The sequence below is a fragment of the Bacillota bacterium genome (assembly GCA_018333655.1).
Lineage (GTDB): Bacteria > Bacillota > UBA994 > UBA994 > UBA994 > BS524.
In genome coordinates, this window is sequence record JAGXTJ010000048.1 from 1 (window position 1) to 19,763 (window position 19,763).

The following is a 19,763-nucleotide window of genomic DNA, read 5'->3' on the forward strand; positions in this document are numbered from 1 at the left end:
ATTAGACCCGCGAATAGAGCTAGATCTCCTAAGCTGAAGCGGCCATGGATAACTTGGAAGATGACATAAACATAAGCGACGAATGCGCCAATGGCGCTGATTGCGGAAGTGCAAATCACAACCCACGCGCCCTTAGTGCGGACAGCGTGTTTGGCTTGGAATATTCTGTGGAAGTATGATTGCCAGCGCTTAAGCAATACGTCATGCAAACTATAGAGTCGAGCTTCTTTAGCATACGTCTCATTTAGAATCATTCTTTCAATCAGGTCCTTGCTTCTTGCATTGCTTACCTGAGATTGCTCTACTTCCCAGCTTTGGTCTTCGATACGCCATTGAAGAACTACTGCCGGCAAAACTGACAGAAATAGCAGAAGCGGCACCCACCAAGATATCCCGAAGGTGAGCATTAGCGCAGGAACGAAGGCGAACACACCCACCATCATGCGCCCTATGCCTGTAGCAAGTTGCCATAAATGCTCGGTGCCGCCTTCAGCGAGTTTGAGGGTGTTTAGGGCATTAGGATTCTCAAATAACGAAAGGTCGTCAAGGCCTGCAACCTTACTCAGCAATTGTCGACGACTCTCCCCGACAATTCGCTCGCGAAGACTGTCGATTGCAAGTCCACGCAGCGTTATAATCGCATCAAGAAGAGAAATAGCCACCGGGAAAGCTAGCATCGCACCTAGCAATAAGTGCATGCCAGCCAAATCGGCTATGGTTCTTATGTTGCTGCCGATCAGTCTCGCGGCCTCGTCAATTACGATCTTGCTGATATAGAGGTGTAATATTGGCCCTGCTCCATAAAGGAAGTTTAGTGGGAGGAGGATGCTTACTTCCTTTGGTGCCGCTTGACCAATCAATAACAATGCTCGCTTTACTGCTACTAACTTGGGTAGTGCATTTATCATGATGTTTCCACTTCTCCTAGCTTAGTTATCCGCAAGCCTCTTGGCTAATCAGCCTGATGACCAGACGGACGACGACTCACGTGTAGCGCCGCTGTACCGCGTTTGTTTGGTAGAATGGCGTTGCCCACCTTAACAAGATGAAAACATTCGAGTCCAGGTATCAAAACATTGAGACAAGTCAAGCCGCTAGGTGAACTGTAAGAAACGGAGTAAAAAGCTCGAAAACCATTGCCTGCCAGCCTTTTCAGCAGCTCATTAAGGTGGTCCTCAACGCAGCGTGAAACTTGCGTGCTCTTTATGTTTTCAAACTCGGTAAGTTCCCAGTGCCCCTGGCGAATTAGCTCCCCGATACTTCCTTGTAAGCACTTTTGATATTTGGGGAATCCGTCCAATCTTCTTAGAAATGTCGCCTGCTCCTCAAGGTACTTAGATGCGAATTCTTGGTACATATGGTAATCCTGTACCGCTTCCAGCAGAGCTCGCTCTAACGCATATTCTCGCGATAGAGAACAACCACAACCTCGATAATTACCAATGCCGTCGGGGCGAGGAAACATGATGCAGAATGTTGGAACACCTAAGTCGCTGGTAATGTCAAGACCCACTAGCTGCCCCATAGCCAGTTCGTTAGTTTCATCCCACAAACTTTTTAATTCAGGCGGAAGCGAGTTAGGATCAATTAATCGCAGCGGCTCAGGCGAACTGCGAAGAAATGTGCGTATATAAAATAAGGATTCCGCATCACGTTCGATGCGCTCATTTAATGCGTGAACTGCAGCTTCAACGAAACTTGTACCAAAGGCGGTTCCATTGCCGCTAGAATACCTTGATATCTGTGTGTAGTCAAACTTATCGTTGGGTAATCTGGCATCAAAGTAATCTGGGACAGTGAGGATTAGAGGATGCAGAATTCCTTGGGCGGTATCAAAACTCTGAAATGCTCGACACGGCAGTTCTCTATCCGGATGATGGCGAAGCAAAAGTTCGACGGCCTTATCATTAACTAAGGTGTCAATGCATGGCAATTGACGTACGTTTGACCAGGCTATCTGATCCCCTAATTTTAAGTGAGGGCCACATATAGGTCTACTAAGATAGTGTTCAAGTGCCTCATAAATTGCGCTGACTTTGGATTGTATTCCAATCCCTTTGCCGAGTCCATCTGATAAGTAGTTGCCATTTTGGTCATATAAATAACAACACGATGTAACTAGCCTCTCGCCGTATGTATGTATTTTCACTCGGTAACGTAGTAATTCCAACTCAGAATAGGCCAGCTCAAGTGCTTGGTCAGGCGAACAAGCTCGCCCTGGGATCTGTTGGCAAACCTCATTCATAGCTCTACCTCCTTCTTCGCCTTTTCGGGAGTGTGATTACGCGGCTAGTTCAAGGGTGGTTAAATTATTCCGGGTCCGGCATAGTTGTCGATAGTTAACGCACTTGTCTTTCCACAGATTTTAACGCATACTACGTTAGTATTACATGAATGGTAAAGACGTCCCCTTGTGGTGAATTTCACAGATTCACCGGAGACGTCTCCCAAACAGCATCTTAAATGTAAAACATTCTCGCTGATTGAAGAGTTTTTCCGGTCTTTTACTTTTGGCTAAGGATCCGTCCCCTTAAGCGACCAAATCAAGGCTGTTTAATGCAACCAATTCTTCAACTTCATCTTCAAAATAGCAGCTGAATCCCTCAAACGGTGTTGCCTTTACACTTATTTCGGTGCTCGCTTTCCCCATCTTTTTCACCTCCCTTCCTCGCTATCGTGCAAGACGGCCAGCTTGAGCTAGACAACAATCTTTGGGGAGCGCGCGGTCAAGCCGTCCGTCATCGACCTCAAAATGGTCCCTCTTCAACCCGTTTCTGTTACCTGCAATTGCAGCAGCGGCCTCACTACCATGCAAAGTGTTCTTTGCGAGCAGAATTCCCCAATTTTGCAGAGCGCTTCCCCTAGGGGGGAATTACCGAGTCATCGCGGCAGGTCCCAAGGGCTTTGCGGATAAATTAGAGGGCGGTTACACGGCGTTCAACCCCTGTTTCTCTTGAGGGCGCAGGGAGAGAATTTTTACTAGGAGGAGGAAGTGGAGAGGGACAGGGGTCATTAAATGGGGCGGTAAGAGTGGCCGTCCCTTCATGAGTCGCACTTGCGCGGGCTGTAGGACCTAGTGAAGAGGCAGACATTGTCGTTACAAGGCAGAGAAGGCTGAGCAGAGCAAGGCAGTTTTTCAATTGCTACCCTCCATCCATACAATTTTTGCATGACTCTTCTAGCAACTCCATGATATACTCATCACAGCATGTGGCACAAGGACAATATTGTGGCATGGATGACACAGCTTCAATTTACGGAACAGGAAGATTCAGTTTAGGATGGGCGGTGTGGAGCAGTGGTAGGGGCGAAGATTCGCAAAGCGCGCAAAGAAGCGGGACTAACCCAGGCCCAACTAGCGGGGACCGAGCTATCCCGCTCTTTGATTAGCGAGATTGAGCGCAATAAGCGCAACCTGTCAACTGCGACACTGCATATACTGGCGCAAAAGCTCAATAAGCCGCTGGAGTATTTCGTGGTTGAGTGGAGAGTGTCAGGCGCCGAGAGGGCCCTGCTGCTCATCAACCACGCTCACGCCTGTATCGAGATCGGCGATAGTGAGGGCATCCGACTAGCCCTAGATGCGCTGAAAGGGTTCGGAGCTTTGCCAGATGACGTTAAAGCTCGTATGCATGAGCTGATAGCGTGGCATGAGCAAAAGGAGGGTAGGCCCCTAGGTGCCGTTAACCATGCGCTGACGGCTGAAGTGCTGTTTGCGGCGGAGGGGCGGCGCGACAAGCAGTGGTACTGCTGCTATCTCGCAGCACACGCAACCTATGCCTCAGGCTTGTACTCGCAGGCGCTGGAGATGTGCAACAAGGCGCTTGGCATATTTAGAAGTGCAGAAGACATGCCAAGTAAACGACAACTAACGCTGTATCTGCTCGGAAGCATTTACTTCGCGCTTGGCAAGATTGAATCGGCGCAAAAGTGCTATACAGAGATTGCAGCCTCTGACGGCGAGGAAGACAAGCGGAGCTTGCTTCAGGCCTACCACGGTAAAGCCATATGTGCACAACAGCTAGGAAATACCGTAGAGGCGCTCAGGTGGGCCGAACAAGCCGCGCTACAGGCAGAGCAGTGCCGCGATATGGAGTTTTACGCCTCCTCGTTGATCACTTGGGGGTCGTGCCTTGTTAAAATGGGGCATAACGATAAGGCCCTAGCAGTGCTGTGGAACATTGACAATGACTCTCGTTTTGCCGCTCACATTGCGCACACCGCGCGCCGAGAGCTTCTTCTTTGCCTAGCCGAACAAGACCCCTACCCAGGGGTGATATGTATTTCGCTAGAGCAGTATCTGTCGGCCGTGCTCTTAGTCGCACCCAAGCAGGGGGGTTATGAAGACACAAAGACGCAGTGGGCAGTGGCTAAAAGCCGGCTAAGGAGGGCTGCGAAGGGCGACATTGTGTCCGTGATACAACAGTTCGCTTCACTTTTTCTTGCCCTAAGCCACAGTGCCCGCGCGGCAGAAGTGCTGGCCTATGGGGCATCCCTAATGGAGCGGAATAACGACTCTCACGCGGCCTACACCCTGCTGAAAGAAGCATATAGGTTACGCAGGGATACCGCCGTCGAAGTGGGATCCCTATAGCTTGCGTGGGGACACATTAAGTAAGTAACCTTCTGTCTGCACGGTTCCTTCGCCGCGACGTACAGAGGCCATGGGACAGATAAGGACCTGCTAGGCGGCATCTTAGGGCTGCTGCCGGATGACGAGAGGCTAAGAGACGCCTTTCTTCTAGCCAAAGAGAAGGGCTGCTCGACAAGGTGCTAGACCACTGCCATAGGGTTAAAGAGGCTGGTAAAACTATAGAGCTTGCGGAAAGATTAATGGTCACCATGCGGTATACAATTCGTAATCAGCGGTCTCCAACGAACTGTGTTCTATCAAGACTTCTAACAAAAGTTCTAACGGAAGCCAGCAAAGAGGGGCATAGTTGAGCCAAACTCGCGTTCGTAAATGTGGCATAAACCTTTGCTATTACTGATTCTAGCCAAGCCCACCAGAGGTGGACTAAGACCACGCGCCTGTCTGGCAGTCAAGAGGTCAACGGTTCGATCCCGTTATGCTCCACCAAAAGAATCAGTAACGCCAAGGGTCTTCATCCCTTGGCGTTTTTGTATTTTGCTGAGCGCGAGGCAGCTCCTGCTCTCGCTACTTGGGGAATTTCAGTGTTTAATGAAATTTCATTGGTGGACAGCATGCTAGTGACAAGTTTGAGCTAGCGGCTTGGTGCGTTATGAGCAACCATCTACACGCTATCGTTAAGACTGAGCTCGCGACGTTATCGCGGGCGGTGAAGGTCATCAACTTGCGGTACGCGGCCCGATACAATCGCAGGTATCGGCGGGTGAGCCCGGTTTTTGGCGACCGTTACCGCAGCGAAGTTATCGAGGACGACGCCTACTTGCTCGGCGCCTTACGTTACATACACAAAGAACCATACTTTTGTTCACTTCTCGCGTAGTAGTCAGTCAAAATGAGTGGGGTGAGCGCAACAACAGTATGATAGGGGGTTTTATTAAGGGGATAGAAGCTCGCCCGCTGGTTCTGGATGAGTTCGACGAGAAGCTGTGGGTGGTCGCGGTTGAGACTGTAAGGGTAATGCCAGATGGCGGGCTACTATTTCAATTCAAAAATGGGGCGGGTTTTGAGGACTCACAGAAAAAATGCTCTCCATATGAAGCACTCAAGCCAGTCATTAGACTGGTTCTTAATTTCATCTGGGTTGAAGGAATTCAAGTAGACCTATTGAAATTATGGAAACAACAGTTGTTATGGCGTCCCAGAATGGGGCAAATAGAGCAATGTGTTTTGGTGCTCATAATTGTTGCAGATTAGCTACCTAAGTTGTCTGTACAGGGTGAGGCCGCAAAGTTGGTAGTACTCCGGGCATAACAGGTTTAGGAGGTGGGTTCATGGTTGGCCTTCGCATCAAACAGGTCAGAATATCATTGGGACTGTCTCAGGCCGGTAGCAGGCGAAGTGCTCTCTCGTTCGTACATAGGAGCCGTAGAAAGAGGCAGGGTCAATCCTACACTGGATAAGCTCAAATTGATTGCTGAACGGTTAGGCAAGCCTGTTTCGTTCTTTGTGCCAGACGAGCAGGAGCTCCTGTCTGACAGGTTAGAGGCAATGCTTAACCAGGCCAGGGCCTTAGTAGGGGCTAAAGAATGGACACAGGCGAAGGCTCTGTTTGACGAGTGTCAGCAAGCTTGCAGTCAGGTAGTTCGTCCCTGTGTTCGCGCACTCTATTTGGAGGTCAGGGCTGAGATTGAGCTTTACGGGGCGGGCGTGCTTAAGGCTGTAGATTCCTACAAGGCAGCAGCACAAGCCTATAAGGATGCCAGTCTGACAGCTTCAGCATGGAAGTGCCTGTACACCTCAGCTATGCAACTGTATTTGGCAAACCATGTAAGTTACGCGAGCTTTGTGGCGCTGAAAACTCTAGAAACCATTGAACCTGACGAGGGTCTTGTCGATGAACTGGCGAAGACCCACTATCTGATAGGATGTTGCTACGCAGCCCTCGGTAATAGCACCGGCGCAAGCGAGCATTTTTCACAGGAAGACGTCGAGGAGTGGGAGCATTTAAAAGACAATTGGGCTATAACCAAGTGTTCATTACTGCGAAACCCTGACGAAGTAATGAAAGTAGTGTCCCTCTTTTCCCAGTCATTCATTAAGCTTGCCCGCTACAGGGATGCTGCCGATGTACTGAGTTTTGGTGCTGAACTGCTAGAGCAGCAGGGCCGACCCAAGGAGGCCCTTGAGCTGATGAAAGCTGCCTGCGACCTGTATAAGAGAAGACCACAGTAGCACTGTGCTACTATCATGTCCTTGTGACACTCCAATCCATCAGTTACAATTAGAGAGAGCAATATAGGAAAATGATGGATAGAGGGTGAGAAGTGTGTTCAGGAGAGTAACAGCCACTCTGCTGGTGGTGCTGGTGCTACTCTGTCAGCCCATGAGACTGGTTAGAGCTGGCCCAGTAACAGCCAGCCCAAATAATGACGTCGTAGTTGTTTTGTGGGATCCACCGAAGCCGTAAGGCTCGGAAATTCCACCGGAGGTAACCGCCGCTCGCTGGTCAGTTCATGCCGTGTGTGATGCACCGTCGTGGAATGATTGGTCTTCACGACTAAGTAAAAGTAAGATGAGATGAGGTGTATGTTTTGCACAAGCGCACTGTCGTGGGTGTCCTCGTCGTTTGTCTGGTAGCAGTAATGTTTGGTTCTTTGGCTTTCGCATCGTCCAGCCCACAGCCTCAAGATTATACTCCCTATAGAGAGTAATTGGCTATCATATCAAGCTGACAGGGTCAGCTTCCTAGATGAGCTTAACCGCTTCACACCAGAAACTCGTTTAAAGGCTCTGGTTATGCTTGAAGACTACACAGACATGCAAATGTTAAACACCATGCTAGAACCCGAAACACACCGACTCTTTTACCTGCGGGCGGGGATTCCCGCTTTGCTGGCGGGAAGGACCATCTTGGAGCACTTCACATTTTGCGCAGGCGACGAGCAGTTTACTGGCCATCTTTGCACAGATAAGGTCATAGAGAAGTTCATAAACATGATTCTCCCGAAGAACATTGAAACATGTGAACAGGAGCTTATGAACATTCGGCGGGCGCTTGCAAAAGAGAACGGACTTGAGAGTAAGGCTATCCTGACTAAGCAGGAAAATGACCTTGTCCAGGCCATTGACATCCTCAGAAAACACGGAAAAACGGAGGTTCGAGTATACGCGATTGGTATAGAGGCTAGAGTGAAAGACTTGTTCGAACTCCAGAGTTAACCAGGAATTGATTTGGTAGATGTTGCTGCAGTACGGGGTACTGTTGACATCAGATTGACAAACCCTGTGTTTTCGCCATTACGCCCAGAGGAACGCAGATAGGCCTCTATGCTTGAGTCAGCGCCCAACAGACATTAAATACCCCGCAGCTACTGAGGTTCGCGCTGTGTATCTCAGAGCGCCACTATGCTGTAGTTCTCTGTTCAGCATCGTGCATCGGCTGGCCACGGAGTTCGCGATGGGTAGCTTAGAGGATTTGTGCGGTGTGGTCGCGTGTCCATAGTCTACTGACGATTGCATAATGAGTAGGGGTTCATTGGTGAAAACGAAAGGGCATGAAGGGGGTGTTTGAATGAAGATTAAAGGGATTACTCTTCGTCGATGGCTTATAGTCATTGTTCTGATGATTGTAGTGGTGTTTCTAGGCTTTGGCCAATTCGCGACATTCATGATGCGGACGGCCGAGTCGAACAGCTACGTTGCGGAGCGATATCTGGTTGAAAACTACCCCGGGTTTTCCCCAACAGGGCGAAATTTCGGGCCTGTCACTTGGAGGAAATCCTCGCACATTTTTCTAGGATCAATGGACAGCAGTGAAGTGGAGATTGAGATTGTGGTCGACCGGGGCAGGGCTCAATTAAAGGAAATACGTCGTAAGTAACACCCCAAACTCGGGGATGCCAAACGCACGCAGCGGAAGGTTCTGCTCTCCCCTTCTGATACAAGCATAGCACGGATTCTGGTTGTCCAGCAAAAGGGGTATAGGGCATATCTCAAGTATCCTATGCTCGCTTTGTGGATCTATGGCCGCTGTTGATTCATCGAGCAGCACGAGTTCGGCTTTGGTGTGGCGCAGCAGCGCACGCGCTATGGCGATTTTTTGCCATTCTCCGACGGATAGGTCGGTTCCCTGTTCAAGCATTTTGCTAAGTGGTGTATCCTAGGCCAAGGGGTAGCTCTGCGATGTCGAGACCGACCTCCTGAGCTACTAGCCACAATGTACTATCGTATGGCTAAGGATGATTGGTAAACTTCGGCGCCCTCATAAACCATAAGTTCAAGGTGTCCAAGGGCAGTTATAATGTAACCTCCTCTAGCTTACGGTGAGGACGCAGGGGTTGTCCGACGACAACGGTTTCCGGGGCCATTTGACTTGCATTGCGGTATGGCATACAGTAATACTGGAGGTGAAGGAAGAATGGATACCGCAAAAGTGGCAATCAGTATCAACAAAGAGATTCTTAAGAAATTGGATAATCTCGTAAAGGACCATGTTTTCCCAAGCCGAAGCCGGGCAATTCAAGAGGCAGTGGAAGAGAAGCTTAACCGAATGCAACGAACTCGGCTTGCTGAACAATGTGCCAAATTGCATCCAGTACACGAACAACAATTGGCTGAAGAAGGGTTGTCTCTCGAGGTGGATAAATGGCCCGCATACTAAGAGGTGAGATCCGGTGGGCTGACCTCAATCCAGTTCGTGGTCATGGGCAGGGTGGAATGCGCCCGGTGGTTATTATCAGTCAAGATGTCTTCAACGAACGTTCAGGCACTGTAATCGCCATGGCTATAACGAGCCAAGCGCAGAGAGCGGGATTTCCATTAACGCTTGATCTAGAATCAACAAACCTTCCCAAGCGATCATGGGTGAAAATCAGTCAAGTTCGTACGCTATCAGATGAGCGAATAGGGCATGTTATTGAGAAACTGCCTCCTGAAACGATGAACCAATTGATAGAAGGGCTAAACGAAATCGTGGGTGGCTAGCAAGACATAGGATCCGCAGAAATCCGTCCCTTGCCCTACTGTCCCGATAAACGTGATTTGGGGCGACATTCAATGAGTATCCACCAACTAGCGTCCGCAATCGATAAACTCTTGACTTCCCTTGCTCCATCACACCGCCCGACACGCACTGACATGAGGTGCAGAAAGAATCAGTAACGCCAAGGGTCTTCATCCCTTGGCGTTTTGTGTTTTCGCGCATTGCCCCCGTTATAAATTTTGGGAAGGTAGGATCCAAGGCAGGAATCCCCGCATCCTGCGGCTAACACTAAACTAAGCAAAGCATTTCGAGGAGTGTAGATAATGGAAGAAACCGGTACAGCCATTATTCTGGCTGGCGGTCTAAGTACCAGAATGGGCTTCAGCAAAGAGGCTCTTCTCATTAATGGAGAGCGCCTCCTGTATTCTCTCCATGACACTCTGCGCAGGCGATTTGAACAGATCATCGTAGTTAGCAATACCCTGGAGGATAGCGAAAAAAGAATGCTTGAAGTGGTGCGCGACGAACTGGTGGGACTTGGTCCCCTAGGCGGCATTCATGCCGGGCTAAAAACTGCGAAGAGTAGGTACAGTTACGTGCTGGCCTGTGACATGCCATATCTTAACATGGACTATGTATCGTTTCTGCAGGGCCGGCTTCCTCCCCCTGACCAAGAGATCTCCGCACTGGTCACCGCCCTTGGTTGCCATATGGAACCTTTTAACGGCTTCTATAACAGATCGCTGGTAGACCCTATCCGTGTCTTTGCGGCTACGGGGCAAAAAAGCCTGACAGCATTCCTGCGCTCTCAGAGTGCCGTACTCGTTGACGAGGACACAGCAAGGCGCTTTAGCCCGGATTGGTCCATGTTCGCCAACATCAACACCCCTGCAGACATGCTCGCCCTAACCGGCAGTCTGGCGACGAAAGGAGGTAGAACACATGACAGAGACTAAGTCTGTCAGGATCATGAAGATTAATGCTGGTGAGACAACTTGGGGGACTGATCTTGTTGTAGATGAGGCCCCCTTGAGTATTCGCATCAACGGACACAGGTACGCCACTCTCATGTGCACTCCTGCTGCAATAGAATACTTGGTGATCGGTTACCTCCTCTCAAGTGGTGTAATCCATAAGCTTGATGACATTTCAGGTATCGAGCTTGATGAGATCAACTTGATAGCAAAGGTTTCGCTGGCTGCTCCCTTTTTCCCGGATTTGCGCGAAAAGACCCTAACCACTGGTTGCGGTAAGGGTGAGATTTACCTCGAGGTGCTTCAGTCCTGTCGGTATAACGATATGGAAATGATTGTGGGCGCCGAGGACCTCCTTTCTCTGGTGTCCCGCTTTAATAAAAGCTCACGCCTCTTTCAGGAAACCGGCGGAGTGCACAGTGGCGCCATTTGTTCCACAGAAGAAACCTTGCTCTTTCATGAGGATATTGGCCGCCACAACGCTGTTGACAAGTTGGTCGGTGAGGCTTTGGCGAAAAGACTCAACCTCGCTGACAAGCTGCTTTTGACTAGTGGCAGGCTTTCCTCCGAGATTTTGCTCAAGGCTGCCAAGCAAAGCATACCGATCATTGTGTCGCGTTCAGCCCCCACAGCCCTGACTATTGAGCTGGCTCTGCGTCTCAATGTCACCCTAGTCGGCTTTGCCCGGGGTAACAGAATGAATATTTATAGTGGGGCAGGACGTATAAAAATACATTGAATTTTTCAGGGTTTTAGGGGCGAATCATAGTCTCTTTTGCAAATATTCTTTAAATGGAGGAGGGTAAAGCAAGTGGGAGTAGAGAAGGAGCGCAATAAATATCTAGACCTGCTATCTCCTGTTCCTGTGTTGGAATTGTCTCATCCAGAAAAAGGGAAGGCGCTGTTGAATGAGAAGATAGTGCCTGAGCAAGAAGCCTTAAGGGAAGTGGCGAGAACACTGCTGCTAGCAAAGAACCCTGTTATTTTTGCGCCGGGGCGGATTCTGCTTTGGGGTTGGGGGGAAGGTTCTTACGAAAAGGCAGAAGCGTTAAAAGTTTTGGCGGCGGAAGTTGGCGCGGAGATCCTGCCTGTGATGGATGTGCGCCCGGAGTATCCTAAGATGAGAACTGCCACAGAAATCAATCCGTATCACGTGGATTTAGTTATCGGTCATAATAAATATGATGTGGCAGTTTTTATGGGAGTCGAATGCTCTTATGCCGATGTCGCCTTAAAAATCATTAGAGATGGTACTGAATGTTATACGGTTGCTTTATGCGGCCACTTAGGGCATGTGGATGCTTCAGCTACTTTCTGTCATATGGGGCGTGATCAAATCGCCGAGTTAGCGGCAGTGGTAGCTGAAGTTAAACAGGAACTGCAAGCGGGCCAAGGGGTAGGGAAAAAGCATCATGGTAATTTAGCGGAAGGGAATGTGTAGTGTGCATGGGGAAGCTTGAGCTGAGTGCTATTTTTTCTCGCTATGAGGGAACGCGAAGCGATTTGGTTCCCATACTCCAAGACACGCAAAGCCTACTGGGCTACTTGCCCGTGGAAAGCCTAAATGAGATTTCAAGCTTTCTTTCTGTCCCGCTTAATCAGATTTATGGAGTGGCAACGTTTTACAGTCAGTTCTATTTTACCAGACAGGGCAAAAATCAGATTAAAGTATGCTGCGGTACCGCGTGCCATGTAAAAGGCGCACCCCGCTTGATAGAATCTTTTGAGCAGCAGCTTGGCATCAAATGCGGCACGACTAGCGATGAATATGAGCACAGCCTGCAGAAGGTAGCGTGTTTTGGTTGTTGTAGTCTGGCACCGGTTGCGATGATAAATGAAGAAATTTTTGCGCGACTTACGCCTGAAAAAGTAGGTCGTCTTATTGCTGAAAAAATAAGGGGAGAGGCGAAAGAAAGTACGGCCGGAGGGGAGCGTCACGCACATGTCTAAGGCAGAATATCAGGTAAGAGTAGGTTTGACTTCATGTGGCGTGGCTGCCGGAGCAAAGGCAGCCTACGATGTTTTAAAGGCCGAGTTGCTGGCAGTAGGGATTGTGCCGCAAGGAATCGGCTGTATCGGCATGTGCTATAACGAGCCCTTAGTAGAAGTAATCACTCCAGCAGGAGCAAGATATATTTATGGCCACGTTACTGCGGAAGACGCCCGGCAGATTGTTAAAAAGCATGTTATTGAAGGTGTTCCGGTTGAGGAATCATTGGTGCTGCTGCCTGGCAGAGAAGACGCCAACAGTGCTTTTTTGCAGAAACAACACCACGTGCTGCTGAAAAATTTCGGGGTAATCGACCCGGAAGATATTGAAAGCTACTTGCAGAATGAAGGCTATGTTGCCTTAAAAAAAGTACTGACTACAATGAGTCCGACAGAAATTATCGAGGAGATTAAAATAGCGGGCTTGCGCGGACGAGGCGGTGCCGGTTTTCCTACCCATATTAAAATGACTGCTACCCGTCAAGCTAAGGGTGAAAGAAGGTATGTGGTCTGTAATGCTGACGAGGGAGACCCTGGCGCCTTTATGGATCGCTCGGTGTTAGAGGGAAGCCCCCACGCGCTTCTTGAAGGGATGATAATTGCGGCTTACGCCATTGGGGCAGAACACGGATATATCTATGTGCGTGCCGAATATCCCATGGCTGTTGATCGCCTAAAAAGAGCGATTGAACAGGCTAACAAAAAGAATATTCTCGGTGAAAATATTCTGGGCACAAGTTTCAACTTCAAGCTGGAGATATTTCAAGGTGCAGGAGCATTTGTTTGCGGAGAAGTGTCTGCGATGCTCCGTTCTATTGAAGGTTTTCGCGGTTGGCCAAAACCTTTGCCTAGGCCGAGTGATAGCGGCTTATGGGGAATGCCAACATTAGCAAATAATGTTAAAACCTTTGCTTTTATCCCGGAAATTATTAACCGTGGCGGAGAGTGGTTTGCCGGCATCGGTACAAAGACCAGTCCGGGCACCGCCGTATTCGCTTTGGCTGGGCAAATCAAGCATGCCGGTTTAGTTGAGGTTCCCATGGGGATAACGCTACAGGAAGTTATTTACGATATCGGTGGCGGAGTTGCGGGAGGCTTAGTCTTTAAGGCCGTACAAATAGGCGGCCCTTCAGGAGGATGTCTGCCAAAAGAACGGCTTGACTTAAAGGTGGACTTTGACTCTTTGCTTGGTGCAGGCGCCATGATGGGCTCGGGTGGCATGATTGTGTTGGATGAAACTACCTGCATGGTAGATTTAGCCAAGTATTTCCTAGAGTTTACTGTGGATGAATCTTGTGGCCAATGTACACCTTGCCGTGAAGGCACGCAACAATTGCTTAAAATATTAATAGACATAACCAGCGGGAAAGGTTCGGAGGAAGATCTTGCTTTGCTTGAGGAAATGGGCAAGGCAATTAGTGTCGGCTCCCTTTGCGGCCTGGGGCGAACTGCCCCCAACCCGGTGTTAAGCACACTGCGTTATTTCCGTTCAGAATACGAGGCTCATATAAAAGAGAAGGCATGTCCCGCCCTTCATTGCAAAGCATTGATTGCCTACTATATCGACGCTGTAAAATGCAGAGCATGTGGCCTATGTCTAAGGGAATGCCCGGAAAAGGCGATCAGCGGAGAGAAAAGAGTGGCTCATGTGATTGACCAAGCTAAATGCACCACTTGTGGCGTATGTTTAACCGTTTGCCCAGATAAGTTCAAGGCAGTAATGCGTGTCACCGGGCAGCAAAAACTAGAGCTACTAAAGGGGGTTAAGAAATAGGATGATAACTCTCTTAATTGATAACGAAAAAATAACGGTGCCAGCAGGAACGACTGTGCTCGAAGCTGCTCAGGCTGCTGGTAGCTACATTCCTACCCTCTGTTATCATCCTGACCTTTCTACTTTTGGCGGCTGCCGTGTCTGTATGGTGGAAGTAAATGGCAAATTCGTGGAAGCTTGTCGCACTCAGGTAGAGGGAGGGGCGGTCGTAGTCACCGATTCGCCGGCGCTCACGGATTTGCGTCGCTCGCTGGTAGAGATGGTTTTAATTAACCATAATCAGGACTGTCAGTCCTGTGTGCGCAATAATAATTGCGTTTTGCAGGAAGTTACGGCGTACGCTGGAATTACTAAGGAGCGTATGGCTAGGCTACGTCGCGATACCAGCAAAATTCCGACGGACACATCTAATCCGTTCTTTGATTTTGACTATACGCGCTGCGTGCTTTGCGGGATATGCGTCCGCACATGTCGCGAAATCAATGGTTCGGAAGCCATAGACTTTGCCAACAGAAGTAATGCTACCAGGATTAGCCCGCTTGGCGGCTGGCCTTCCACCGAATCTATTTGTGAATCTTGTGGCGAATGTATGGAGCGTTGTCCAACCGGGGCGTTAGCCCGCAAAAATAGCCAGGTTCCTGCTAGGGAAGTGAAAACCGTTTGCCCCTATTGTGGCACTGGTTGCGGCGTATACTTGGGTGTTAGGGGCAATAAAATCGTGACGGCCCGCGGTGATCGAGAGAATCCGGTAAATAGGGGCCAGCTTTGCGTCAAGGGACGCTTTGGTTACGATTTTGTAGGCCACCCGGGCCGTCTTAAAACTCCGCTGATCAAAAAAGAGGGAAAGTTCGTGGAAGCTTCTTGGGATGAAGCTCTCACGCTGATAGTCGATAGAATTAAAGAGGCGCAGAGAAAGTACGGCCCGGAAGCACTCGGCGGTCTAAGCTCCACCCGAATTGCTAACGAAGATAACTACCTCTTTCAAAAACTACTGCGCTCATTAGGCACTAACAGTGTGGACTGTAGTGCCCGTCTCTGACACGCTCCCACAGTGGTCGGTCTGGCCACAGTACTAGGCAGCGGAGCAATGACGAACCCCATCGGTGAAATTGAGGGTGCGGGTGCTATTTTAGTAACCGGTTCCAATCCGGCTGAAAACCACCCGATTATTGGCTACAGGATGCGTAAAGCAGTTAGAAATGGCGCCAAGTTGCTTGTGATTGACCCGCGGCAGACTAAATTTGCAAAGGCTGCCACAGTACATTTGCAGCTAAAACCCGGCACAGATGTGGCCCTCTGTAATGGCCTTGCTCACGTCATAATCAAAGAAGGGCTTGAAGCAAAGGAATATGTAGCTAACCGCACCCACGGCTTCGAGAACCTAAAAAAAATGGTGGCAAAATATACGCCGGAATATGTATCGGTAATTACCGGTGTGCCACCTGAAAAGATTATTGCTGCCGCCCGTCTCTTTGCAGAGGCCGATGTGGCCTCCATTTTCTATTGCATGGGAGTGACGCAGCATACTTCCGGGACAGAAAATGTACTGGCATTAGCCAACCTTTCGCTCTTAACCGGCAATCTCGGCAAGGCTCATGGCGGCATGAATCCCTTGCGCGGGCAAAATAATGTGCAGGGAGCCTGCGACATGGGCTGTCTGCCCAACGTGCTTACCGGGTATCAGCCGGTGCACAGCGACCGTGACACAGGCACCTATTGGCAGCGCGTCAAAGAATCATGCCAGTCAGAAGAGCAGGATTGTTGTGAGCAGCCTACGGAAATGATCACTAGTATTGAATTTGAACAGCCTATCCCGGTTAGCGCCAGCGTCAGCGATTATGTGCGAGCTAAGTTCTCTAAGGCTTGGAATGTCGAACTATCTGATGTGCCGGGCCGGACCATTGCCGAAATGTTTCACTTCCTGCCTAGCAGGCGCAATCAGGTCATGTATATTGTAGGAGAAAACCCTTTAGTTTCTAGCCCGCATATTGACATGGTTCGTGAATCTTTGACAGGGATGGATTTTGTCATCGTGCAGGATATCTTTTTTACTGAAACTGCTGAATATGCCGATGTCGTTTTGCCAGCAGCCTCTTTTGCAGAAAAAGACGGAACTTTTATCAACACGGAAAGAAGAGTGCAGTTGATTCGCAAGGCAGTAAATCCACCTGGAGAGAGCAGGGCCGATTGGGAAATTATACAGGAATTGGCCAATAGATTTGGTCTGAATTGGAATTATAGCAACACTAAAGAAATATGGGACGAAGTGGTAGCTTTAACGCCCCATTATTTCGGTGGCATGAGCTATGAACGGCTGGAAAAGGCAGGGCTTCAATGGCCTTGTCCTACACCGGAACATCCCGGCACTGCTTTTTTGCATAAAGATAAGTTTTCCCGCGGGATTGGCCAGTTTTCGACGGTGGAGTACAGACCGCGGGCGGCTGAGGCTGCAGATAAAGAATATCCCTTTATTTTGACTACCAGCCGTCAGCTTTATCATTTCCACACGCGCACGATGACGGGCAAAAGCGCAGGGTTGAATCACTTTTTAAGCGAGGAATTGATGCAAGTCAATCCAGAAGACGCTGCCGCGCTTCACCTCAGGGACGGAGACTTAGTCAATATTACATCGCGCAGGGGCTCGATTAAATCGAAGATCCAATTAAGTGAGCAAGTGCCTCGGGGCCTCGTGTCGATGAGTTTTCATTTTGCCGATACGCCCGTCAATGTAGTAACAGATCCTGCAGTCTGCAATATGTCGGTAGCCTCAGGGCTTAAGGTAACGGCGGTAAAAATAGAGAAGGCGGAACGACTTTAAGGGCCAAGCACGCGAAAGAACAACAACGCCAAGGGTCTAGAGCCCTTGGCGTTGTTGTGGATGCGTTCATCGTATCCGTCGTAAAATGACTTCTTCATGCTTTGAGACTTCCGCGGCTATTCGGTCTATTTTGTCTCCGTTCTGTTTGTAACCATCAAAAAGTAATTTCAACTGCAGGCCGTGGTCGTTTTCTATCCGCACGACTGTCTCCCTAATTGAAACGACTTCTTCTGTAATAGCCCCTACCTGTTTGGTGAGCGTTCCCATTTGAATGACCAGAGCACTGCCCTGGTTGGAGAGTGTGTCGACCCTATCCGTGAGGGTATCGAACCGATCCGTGAGTGTGTCGAATTGGTTCGCCAGAGCACTGCCCTGGTTGGTGAGTGTGTCGACCCGATCCGTGAGTATGCCGAATTGGTTCGCCATAGCGCTACCCTGGTGCGTGAGTGTGTCGACCCTATCCGTGAGGGTATCGAACCGATCCGTGAGTGTGTCGAATTGGTTCGCCAGAGCATTACCTTGGTGCGCGAGTGTGTCGACCTTGTCCGTGAGTGTATCGAACCGATCCGTGAGGGTGTCGACCTTGTCCGTGAGTGTATCGAACCGATCCGTGAGTGTGTCTACCTTGTCCGTAATCGTGCCGAACCGATCCGTGAGTGTGTCTACCTTGTCCGTAATCGTGCCGAACCGATCCGTGAGTGTGTCTACCTTGTCCGTAATCGTGCCGAACCGATCCGTTAGTGTGTCGACCTTGTCCGTGATCGTGCCGACCTGATTGGTCAGTGCACCTACTTGACTGGCGATTAACTCTAGCAACTCTCTATTCTTCATGGATTACGCTCCCCCCTTTGCGCTAGTTTCCCTAGTGACTTCTCACAGATGTGCGCAATTTCGTGATGCTACTCAGTAAGCCCACATCTTTCTTCTGATGATATTGTAGTTTTATTAGCGCTACTTAGCAACATCAGTCTACAAAATTCGTAGTAAATCGACCTTCAGGATGAAAACTAAAGGGATTTCCCTATTTGTGGCGAACTGTGTTCTAAGTGGCGAACTGTGTTCTAAGTGGCGAACTGTGTTCTAAGTGGCGAACTGTGTTCTAAGTGGCGAACTGTGTTCTAAGTGGCGAACTGTGTTCTAAGTCGCGAACAGGACTCATAACATAGGCAGAAGTTGAGGTGTGCGCGTGTCACGAAATTTAGTGCTTGCCCTCGCTTGCGGGTTGGCTTTGTCGCTCATGGGCAATATCTTTCTCTACCGTCAGTTGCAGCAAAGCCCCGAGGTAATATATGTTGAGGCGCCAAAGAGCCAAGAAGCGCCTGCTACAAGTGCCCTGCAGGCGCCAGTGGTGGTGCATGTGAGCGGCGCCGTAAATAGGCCGAGCGTGTATACTCTCGCCGCAGGTAGCCGCGCTATGGCGGCCATAGAAGCGGCGGGGGGTGCGGTTGCCGACGCCGACCTTGAACGCATCAACTTAGCGCGTGTTCTCGCAGATGGGGAGCAACTACACATCTCACGGCGCGGGGAACAGAGCCCTACCACGTCGACTCCTACTTCTCCGACGCCCGGCAATGTGCGCATCAATATAAATACGGCTACGCAAGCCGAGCTAGAGACTCTGCCCGGCATTGGTCCGACCAGGGCGTTGGCCATCATTGCCTATCGCCAGCAGCGGGGACCATTTGCAAACCCAGAGGATTTGATGAACGTCAGTGGAATTGGTGAAAAAACATACGAAGGGCTACAAAACTTGATTCGCGTCCGCTAAAACGCCCTACACAGACACTTATTCTTGCCCGCGTTGGCGGGCTTTTTTTGTTACGAAATTGTGGCTCATCTGCATGAAATGACCACGCCTAGCCATGCTAAGTACAGAGGTGATTTATATGCTCCACAAAGGAAATGTTGTCCGTACCATGGCCGTCGTTCTTACTCTCGTGCTTGTTCTAGTTTTTACCCTAGTGCCGCTCTGGGCCCGAGCGCAGGAGCCAGGTACTCGTAACCTGCGGCAGGGCGATAGGGGACCAGACGTTACCGAAGTGCAGCGACGTTTGACCCGCTGGGGTTACTACTTTGGCCCCATCAGCGGAACTTTTGGCGCAGAGACACTGCGCGGTGTGCACCTATTTCAAAGACGCAATGGCTTGCCAGTCACGGGCATCGTAGGGCCACTCACCTTTGCCGCCCTGGGCATCCCTATGCGACGCGACGTTCCGGCACCCAATCGCACGGCAGCTGTCACTCCGGGAGGCGGGGTAAATCCTAACGACATGCATATGCTGGCCAGGGCCATTTATGGCGAAGCGAGGGGAGAACCGTTTGAAGGGCAAGTAGCGATAGCCGCAGTCATACTGAACCGCGTACGAAGTCAAAAATTCCCAAACACTATCAGTAGCGTAATTTACCAGCCCCTAGCCTTTACCGCAGTTGCAGATGGCCAATTTTATCTTACACCTAGTAGTGAGGCCTACCGCGCGGCCCAATTAGCCATAAATGGTTGGGATCCTAGTGGAGGAGCACTGTACTACTTCAACCCGCGCACTGCTACATCTGCCTGGATCTGGACGCGACCATACATCAAGACCATAGGCCAACATCGCTTTTTGCGGTAAGTGCCGACAAGGGAGGTCATTATT

The 19,763-nt window shown here is 49.9% G+C and carries 21 protein-coding genes; 17 read left to right on the forward strand and 4 right to left on the reverse strand.

Features of this window, described 5'->3' with window-relative positions; genetic code table 11:
* Positions 1-908 (reverse strand): ABC transporter ATP-binding protein (locus tag KGZ92_09105; protein MBS3889420.1); only part of this gene is annotated, 908 nt, incomplete at its 3' end.
* Between the two features lie 44 nt (positions 909-952).
* A complete protein-coding gene (locus KGZ92_09110) occupies positions 953-2,245 on the reverse strand; it encodes a YcaO-like family protein (GenBank protein MBS3889421.1) in 1,293 nt (430 codons plus the stop codon).
* Positions 2,246-3,298: 1,053 nt separating this feature from the next.
* Between KGZ92_09110 and KGZ92_09115 the strand changes: the two genes are divergently transcribed.
* The 6 genes from KGZ92_09115 (at position 3,299) to KGZ92_09140 (ending at position 8,471) form a co-directional block, all read left to right on the forward strand.
* Positions 3,299-4,594, forward strand: coding sequence for a helix-turn-helix transcriptional regulator (locus tag KGZ92_09115; protein MBS3889422.1), 1,296 nt, complete (start codon positions 3,299-3,301; stop codon positions 4,592-4,594).
* A gap of 649 nt (positions 4,595-5,243) precedes the next feature.
* Positions 5,244-5,471 (forward strand): hypothetical protein, encoded by a 228-nt coding sequence (locus tag KGZ92_09120; GenBank protein MBS3889423.1) that lies wholly within the window; start codon positions 5,244-5,246, stop codon positions 5,469-5,471.
* A 38-nt stretch (positions 5,472-5,509) separates the two neighbouring features.
* Positions 5,510-5,845 carry a hypothetical protein gene (locus tag KGZ92_09125; GenBank protein MBS3889424.1) on the forward strand — a complete coding sequence of 112 codons (336 nt, stop codon included), beginning with the start codon at positions 5,510-5,512 and terminating at the stop codon, positions 5,843-5,845.
* Between the two features lie 81 nt (positions 5,846-5,926).
* On the forward strand, positions 5,927-6,823 hold the full coding sequence (locus tag KGZ92_09130) for a helix-turn-helix transcriptional regulator (protein MBS3889425.1): 897 nt from the start codon (positions 5,927-5,929) through the stop codon (positions 6,821-6,823).
* A gap of 564 nt (positions 6,824-7,387) precedes the next feature.
* The gene (locus KGZ92_09135) at positions 7,388-7,810 is read left to right on the forward strand and encodes a hypothetical protein (protein MBS3889426.1); all 423 of its coding nucleotides are present in this window, start codon (positions 7,388-7,390) and stop codon (positions 7,808-7,810) included.
* Positions 7,811-8,162: 352 nt separating this feature from the next.
* Entirely contained in the window at positions 8,163-8,471 is a 309-nt protein-coding gene (locus KGZ92_09140; GenBank protein MBS3889427.1) for a hypothetical protein, read from the forward strand.
* Here KGZ92_09140 and KGZ92_09145 read toward each other — a convergent pair.
* The gene (locus KGZ92_09145) at positions 8,448-8,732 is read right to left on the reverse strand and encodes an ATP-binding cassette domain-containing protein (GenBank protein MBS3889428.1); all 285 of its coding nucleotides are present in this window, start codon (positions 8,730-8,732) and stop codon (positions 8,448-8,450) included. The two genes, KGZ92_09140 and KGZ92_09145, sit on opposite strands and share 24 nt — an antisense overlap.
* Positions 8,733-9,008: 276 nt before the next feature.
* Here KGZ92_09145 and KGZ92_09150 point away from each other — a divergent pair, with 276 nt between their 5' ends.
* The 9 genes from KGZ92_09150 to KGZ92_09190 all read left to right on the forward strand — a co-directional run bounded on the left by KGZ92_09150 (position 9,009) and on the right by KGZ92_09190 (position 17,127).
* Positions 9,009-9,251, forward strand: a complete 243-nt coding sequence (locus tag KGZ92_09150) for a ribbon-helix-helix protein, CopG family (protein ID MBS3889429.1) — start codon at positions 9,009-9,011, stop codon at positions 9,249-9,251.
* Positions 9,236-9,574, forward strand: coding sequence for a type II toxin-antitoxin system PemK/MazF family toxin (locus KGZ92_09155; protein MBS3889430.1), 339 nt, complete (start codon positions 9,236-9,238; stop codon positions 9,572-9,574). Before KGZ92_09150 ends, KGZ92_09155 begins: the two co-directional genes overlap by 16 nt.
* A 321-nt stretch (positions 9,575-9,895) precedes the next feature.
* A complete protein-coding gene (locus KGZ92_09160) occupies positions 9,896-10,528 on the forward strand; it encodes a molybdenum cofactor guanylyltransferase (GenBank protein MBS3889431.1) in 633 nt (210 codons plus the stop codon).
* The gene (gene fdhD, locus KGZ92_09165) at positions 10,515-11,285 is read left to right on the forward strand and encodes a formate dehydrogenase accessory sulfurtransferase FdhD (GenBank protein MBS3889432.1); all 771 of its coding nucleotides are present in this window, start codon (positions 10,515-10,517) and stop codon (positions 11,283-11,285) included. The genes KGZ92_09160 and fdhD overlap by 14 nt, the downstream gene beginning before the upstream one ends.
* Positions 11,286-11,357: 72 nt before the next feature.
* Positions 11,358-11,987, forward strand: a complete 630-nt coding sequence (locus KGZ92_09170) for a carbon monoxide dehydrogenase (GenBank protein ID MBS3889433.1) — start codon at positions 11,358-11,360, stop codon at positions 11,985-11,987.
* A gap of 5 nt (positions 11,988-11,992) precedes the next feature.
* A complete protein-coding gene (locus KGZ92_09175; GenBank protein ID MBS3889434.1) occupies positions 11,993-12,496 on the forward strand; it encodes an NAD(P)H-dependent oxidoreductase subunit E in 504 nt (167 codons plus the stop codon).
* Positions 12,489-14,309: a 4Fe-4S binding protein gene (locus tag KGZ92_09180; GenBank protein MBS3889435.1), complete on the forward strand. Its 1,821-nt coding sequence runs from the start codon at positions 12,489-12,491 to the stop codon at positions 14,307-14,309. The genes KGZ92_09175 and KGZ92_09180 overlap by 8 nt, the downstream gene beginning before the upstream one ends.
* Before the next feature lies 1 nt (position 14,310).
* Positions 14,311-15,348 (forward strand): (2Fe-2S)-binding protein, encoded by a 1,038-nt coding sequence (locus KGZ92_09185; GenBank protein ID MBS3889436.1) that lies wholly within the window; start codon positions 14,311-14,313, stop codon positions 15,346-15,348.
* Positions 15,349-15,396: 48 nt separating this feature from the next.
* Positions 15,397-17,127, forward strand: a complete 1,731-nt coding sequence (locus tag KGZ92_09190; GenBank protein ID MBS3889437.1) for a molybdopterin-dependent oxidoreductase — start codon at positions 15,397-15,399, stop codon at positions 17,125-17,127.
* Between the two features lie 66 nt (positions 17,128-17,193).
* On the opposite strand, the gene KGZ92_09195 is transcribed toward KGZ92_09190, so the two are convergent.
* A complete protein-coding gene (locus KGZ92_09195) occupies positions 17,194-17,958 on the reverse strand; it encodes a hypothetical protein (GenBank protein MBS3889438.1) in 765 nt (254 codons plus the stop codon).
* Positions 17,959-18,313: 355 nt separating this feature from the next.
* Here KGZ92_09195 and KGZ92_09200 point away from each other — a divergent pair, with 355 nt between their 5' ends.
* Together KGZ92_09200 and sleB are read left to right on the forward strand one after the other, a co-directional pair.
* Positions 18,314-18,895 carry a helix-hairpin-helix domain-containing protein gene (locus KGZ92_09200; GenBank protein MBS3889439.1) on the forward strand — a complete coding sequence of 194 codons (582 nt, stop codon included), beginning with the start codon at positions 18,314-18,316 and terminating at the stop codon, positions 18,893-18,895.
* A 118-nt stretch (positions 18,896-19,013) separates the two neighbouring features.
* Positions 19,014-19,739 carry a spore cortex-lytic enzyme gene (sleB, locus tag KGZ92_09205; GenBank protein MBS3889440.1) on the forward strand — a complete coding sequence of 242 codons (726 nt, stop codon included), beginning with the start codon at positions 19,014-19,016 and terminating at the stop codon, positions 19,737-19,739.
* The last annotated feature ends 24 nt before the right edge of the window (positions 19,740-19,763 follow it).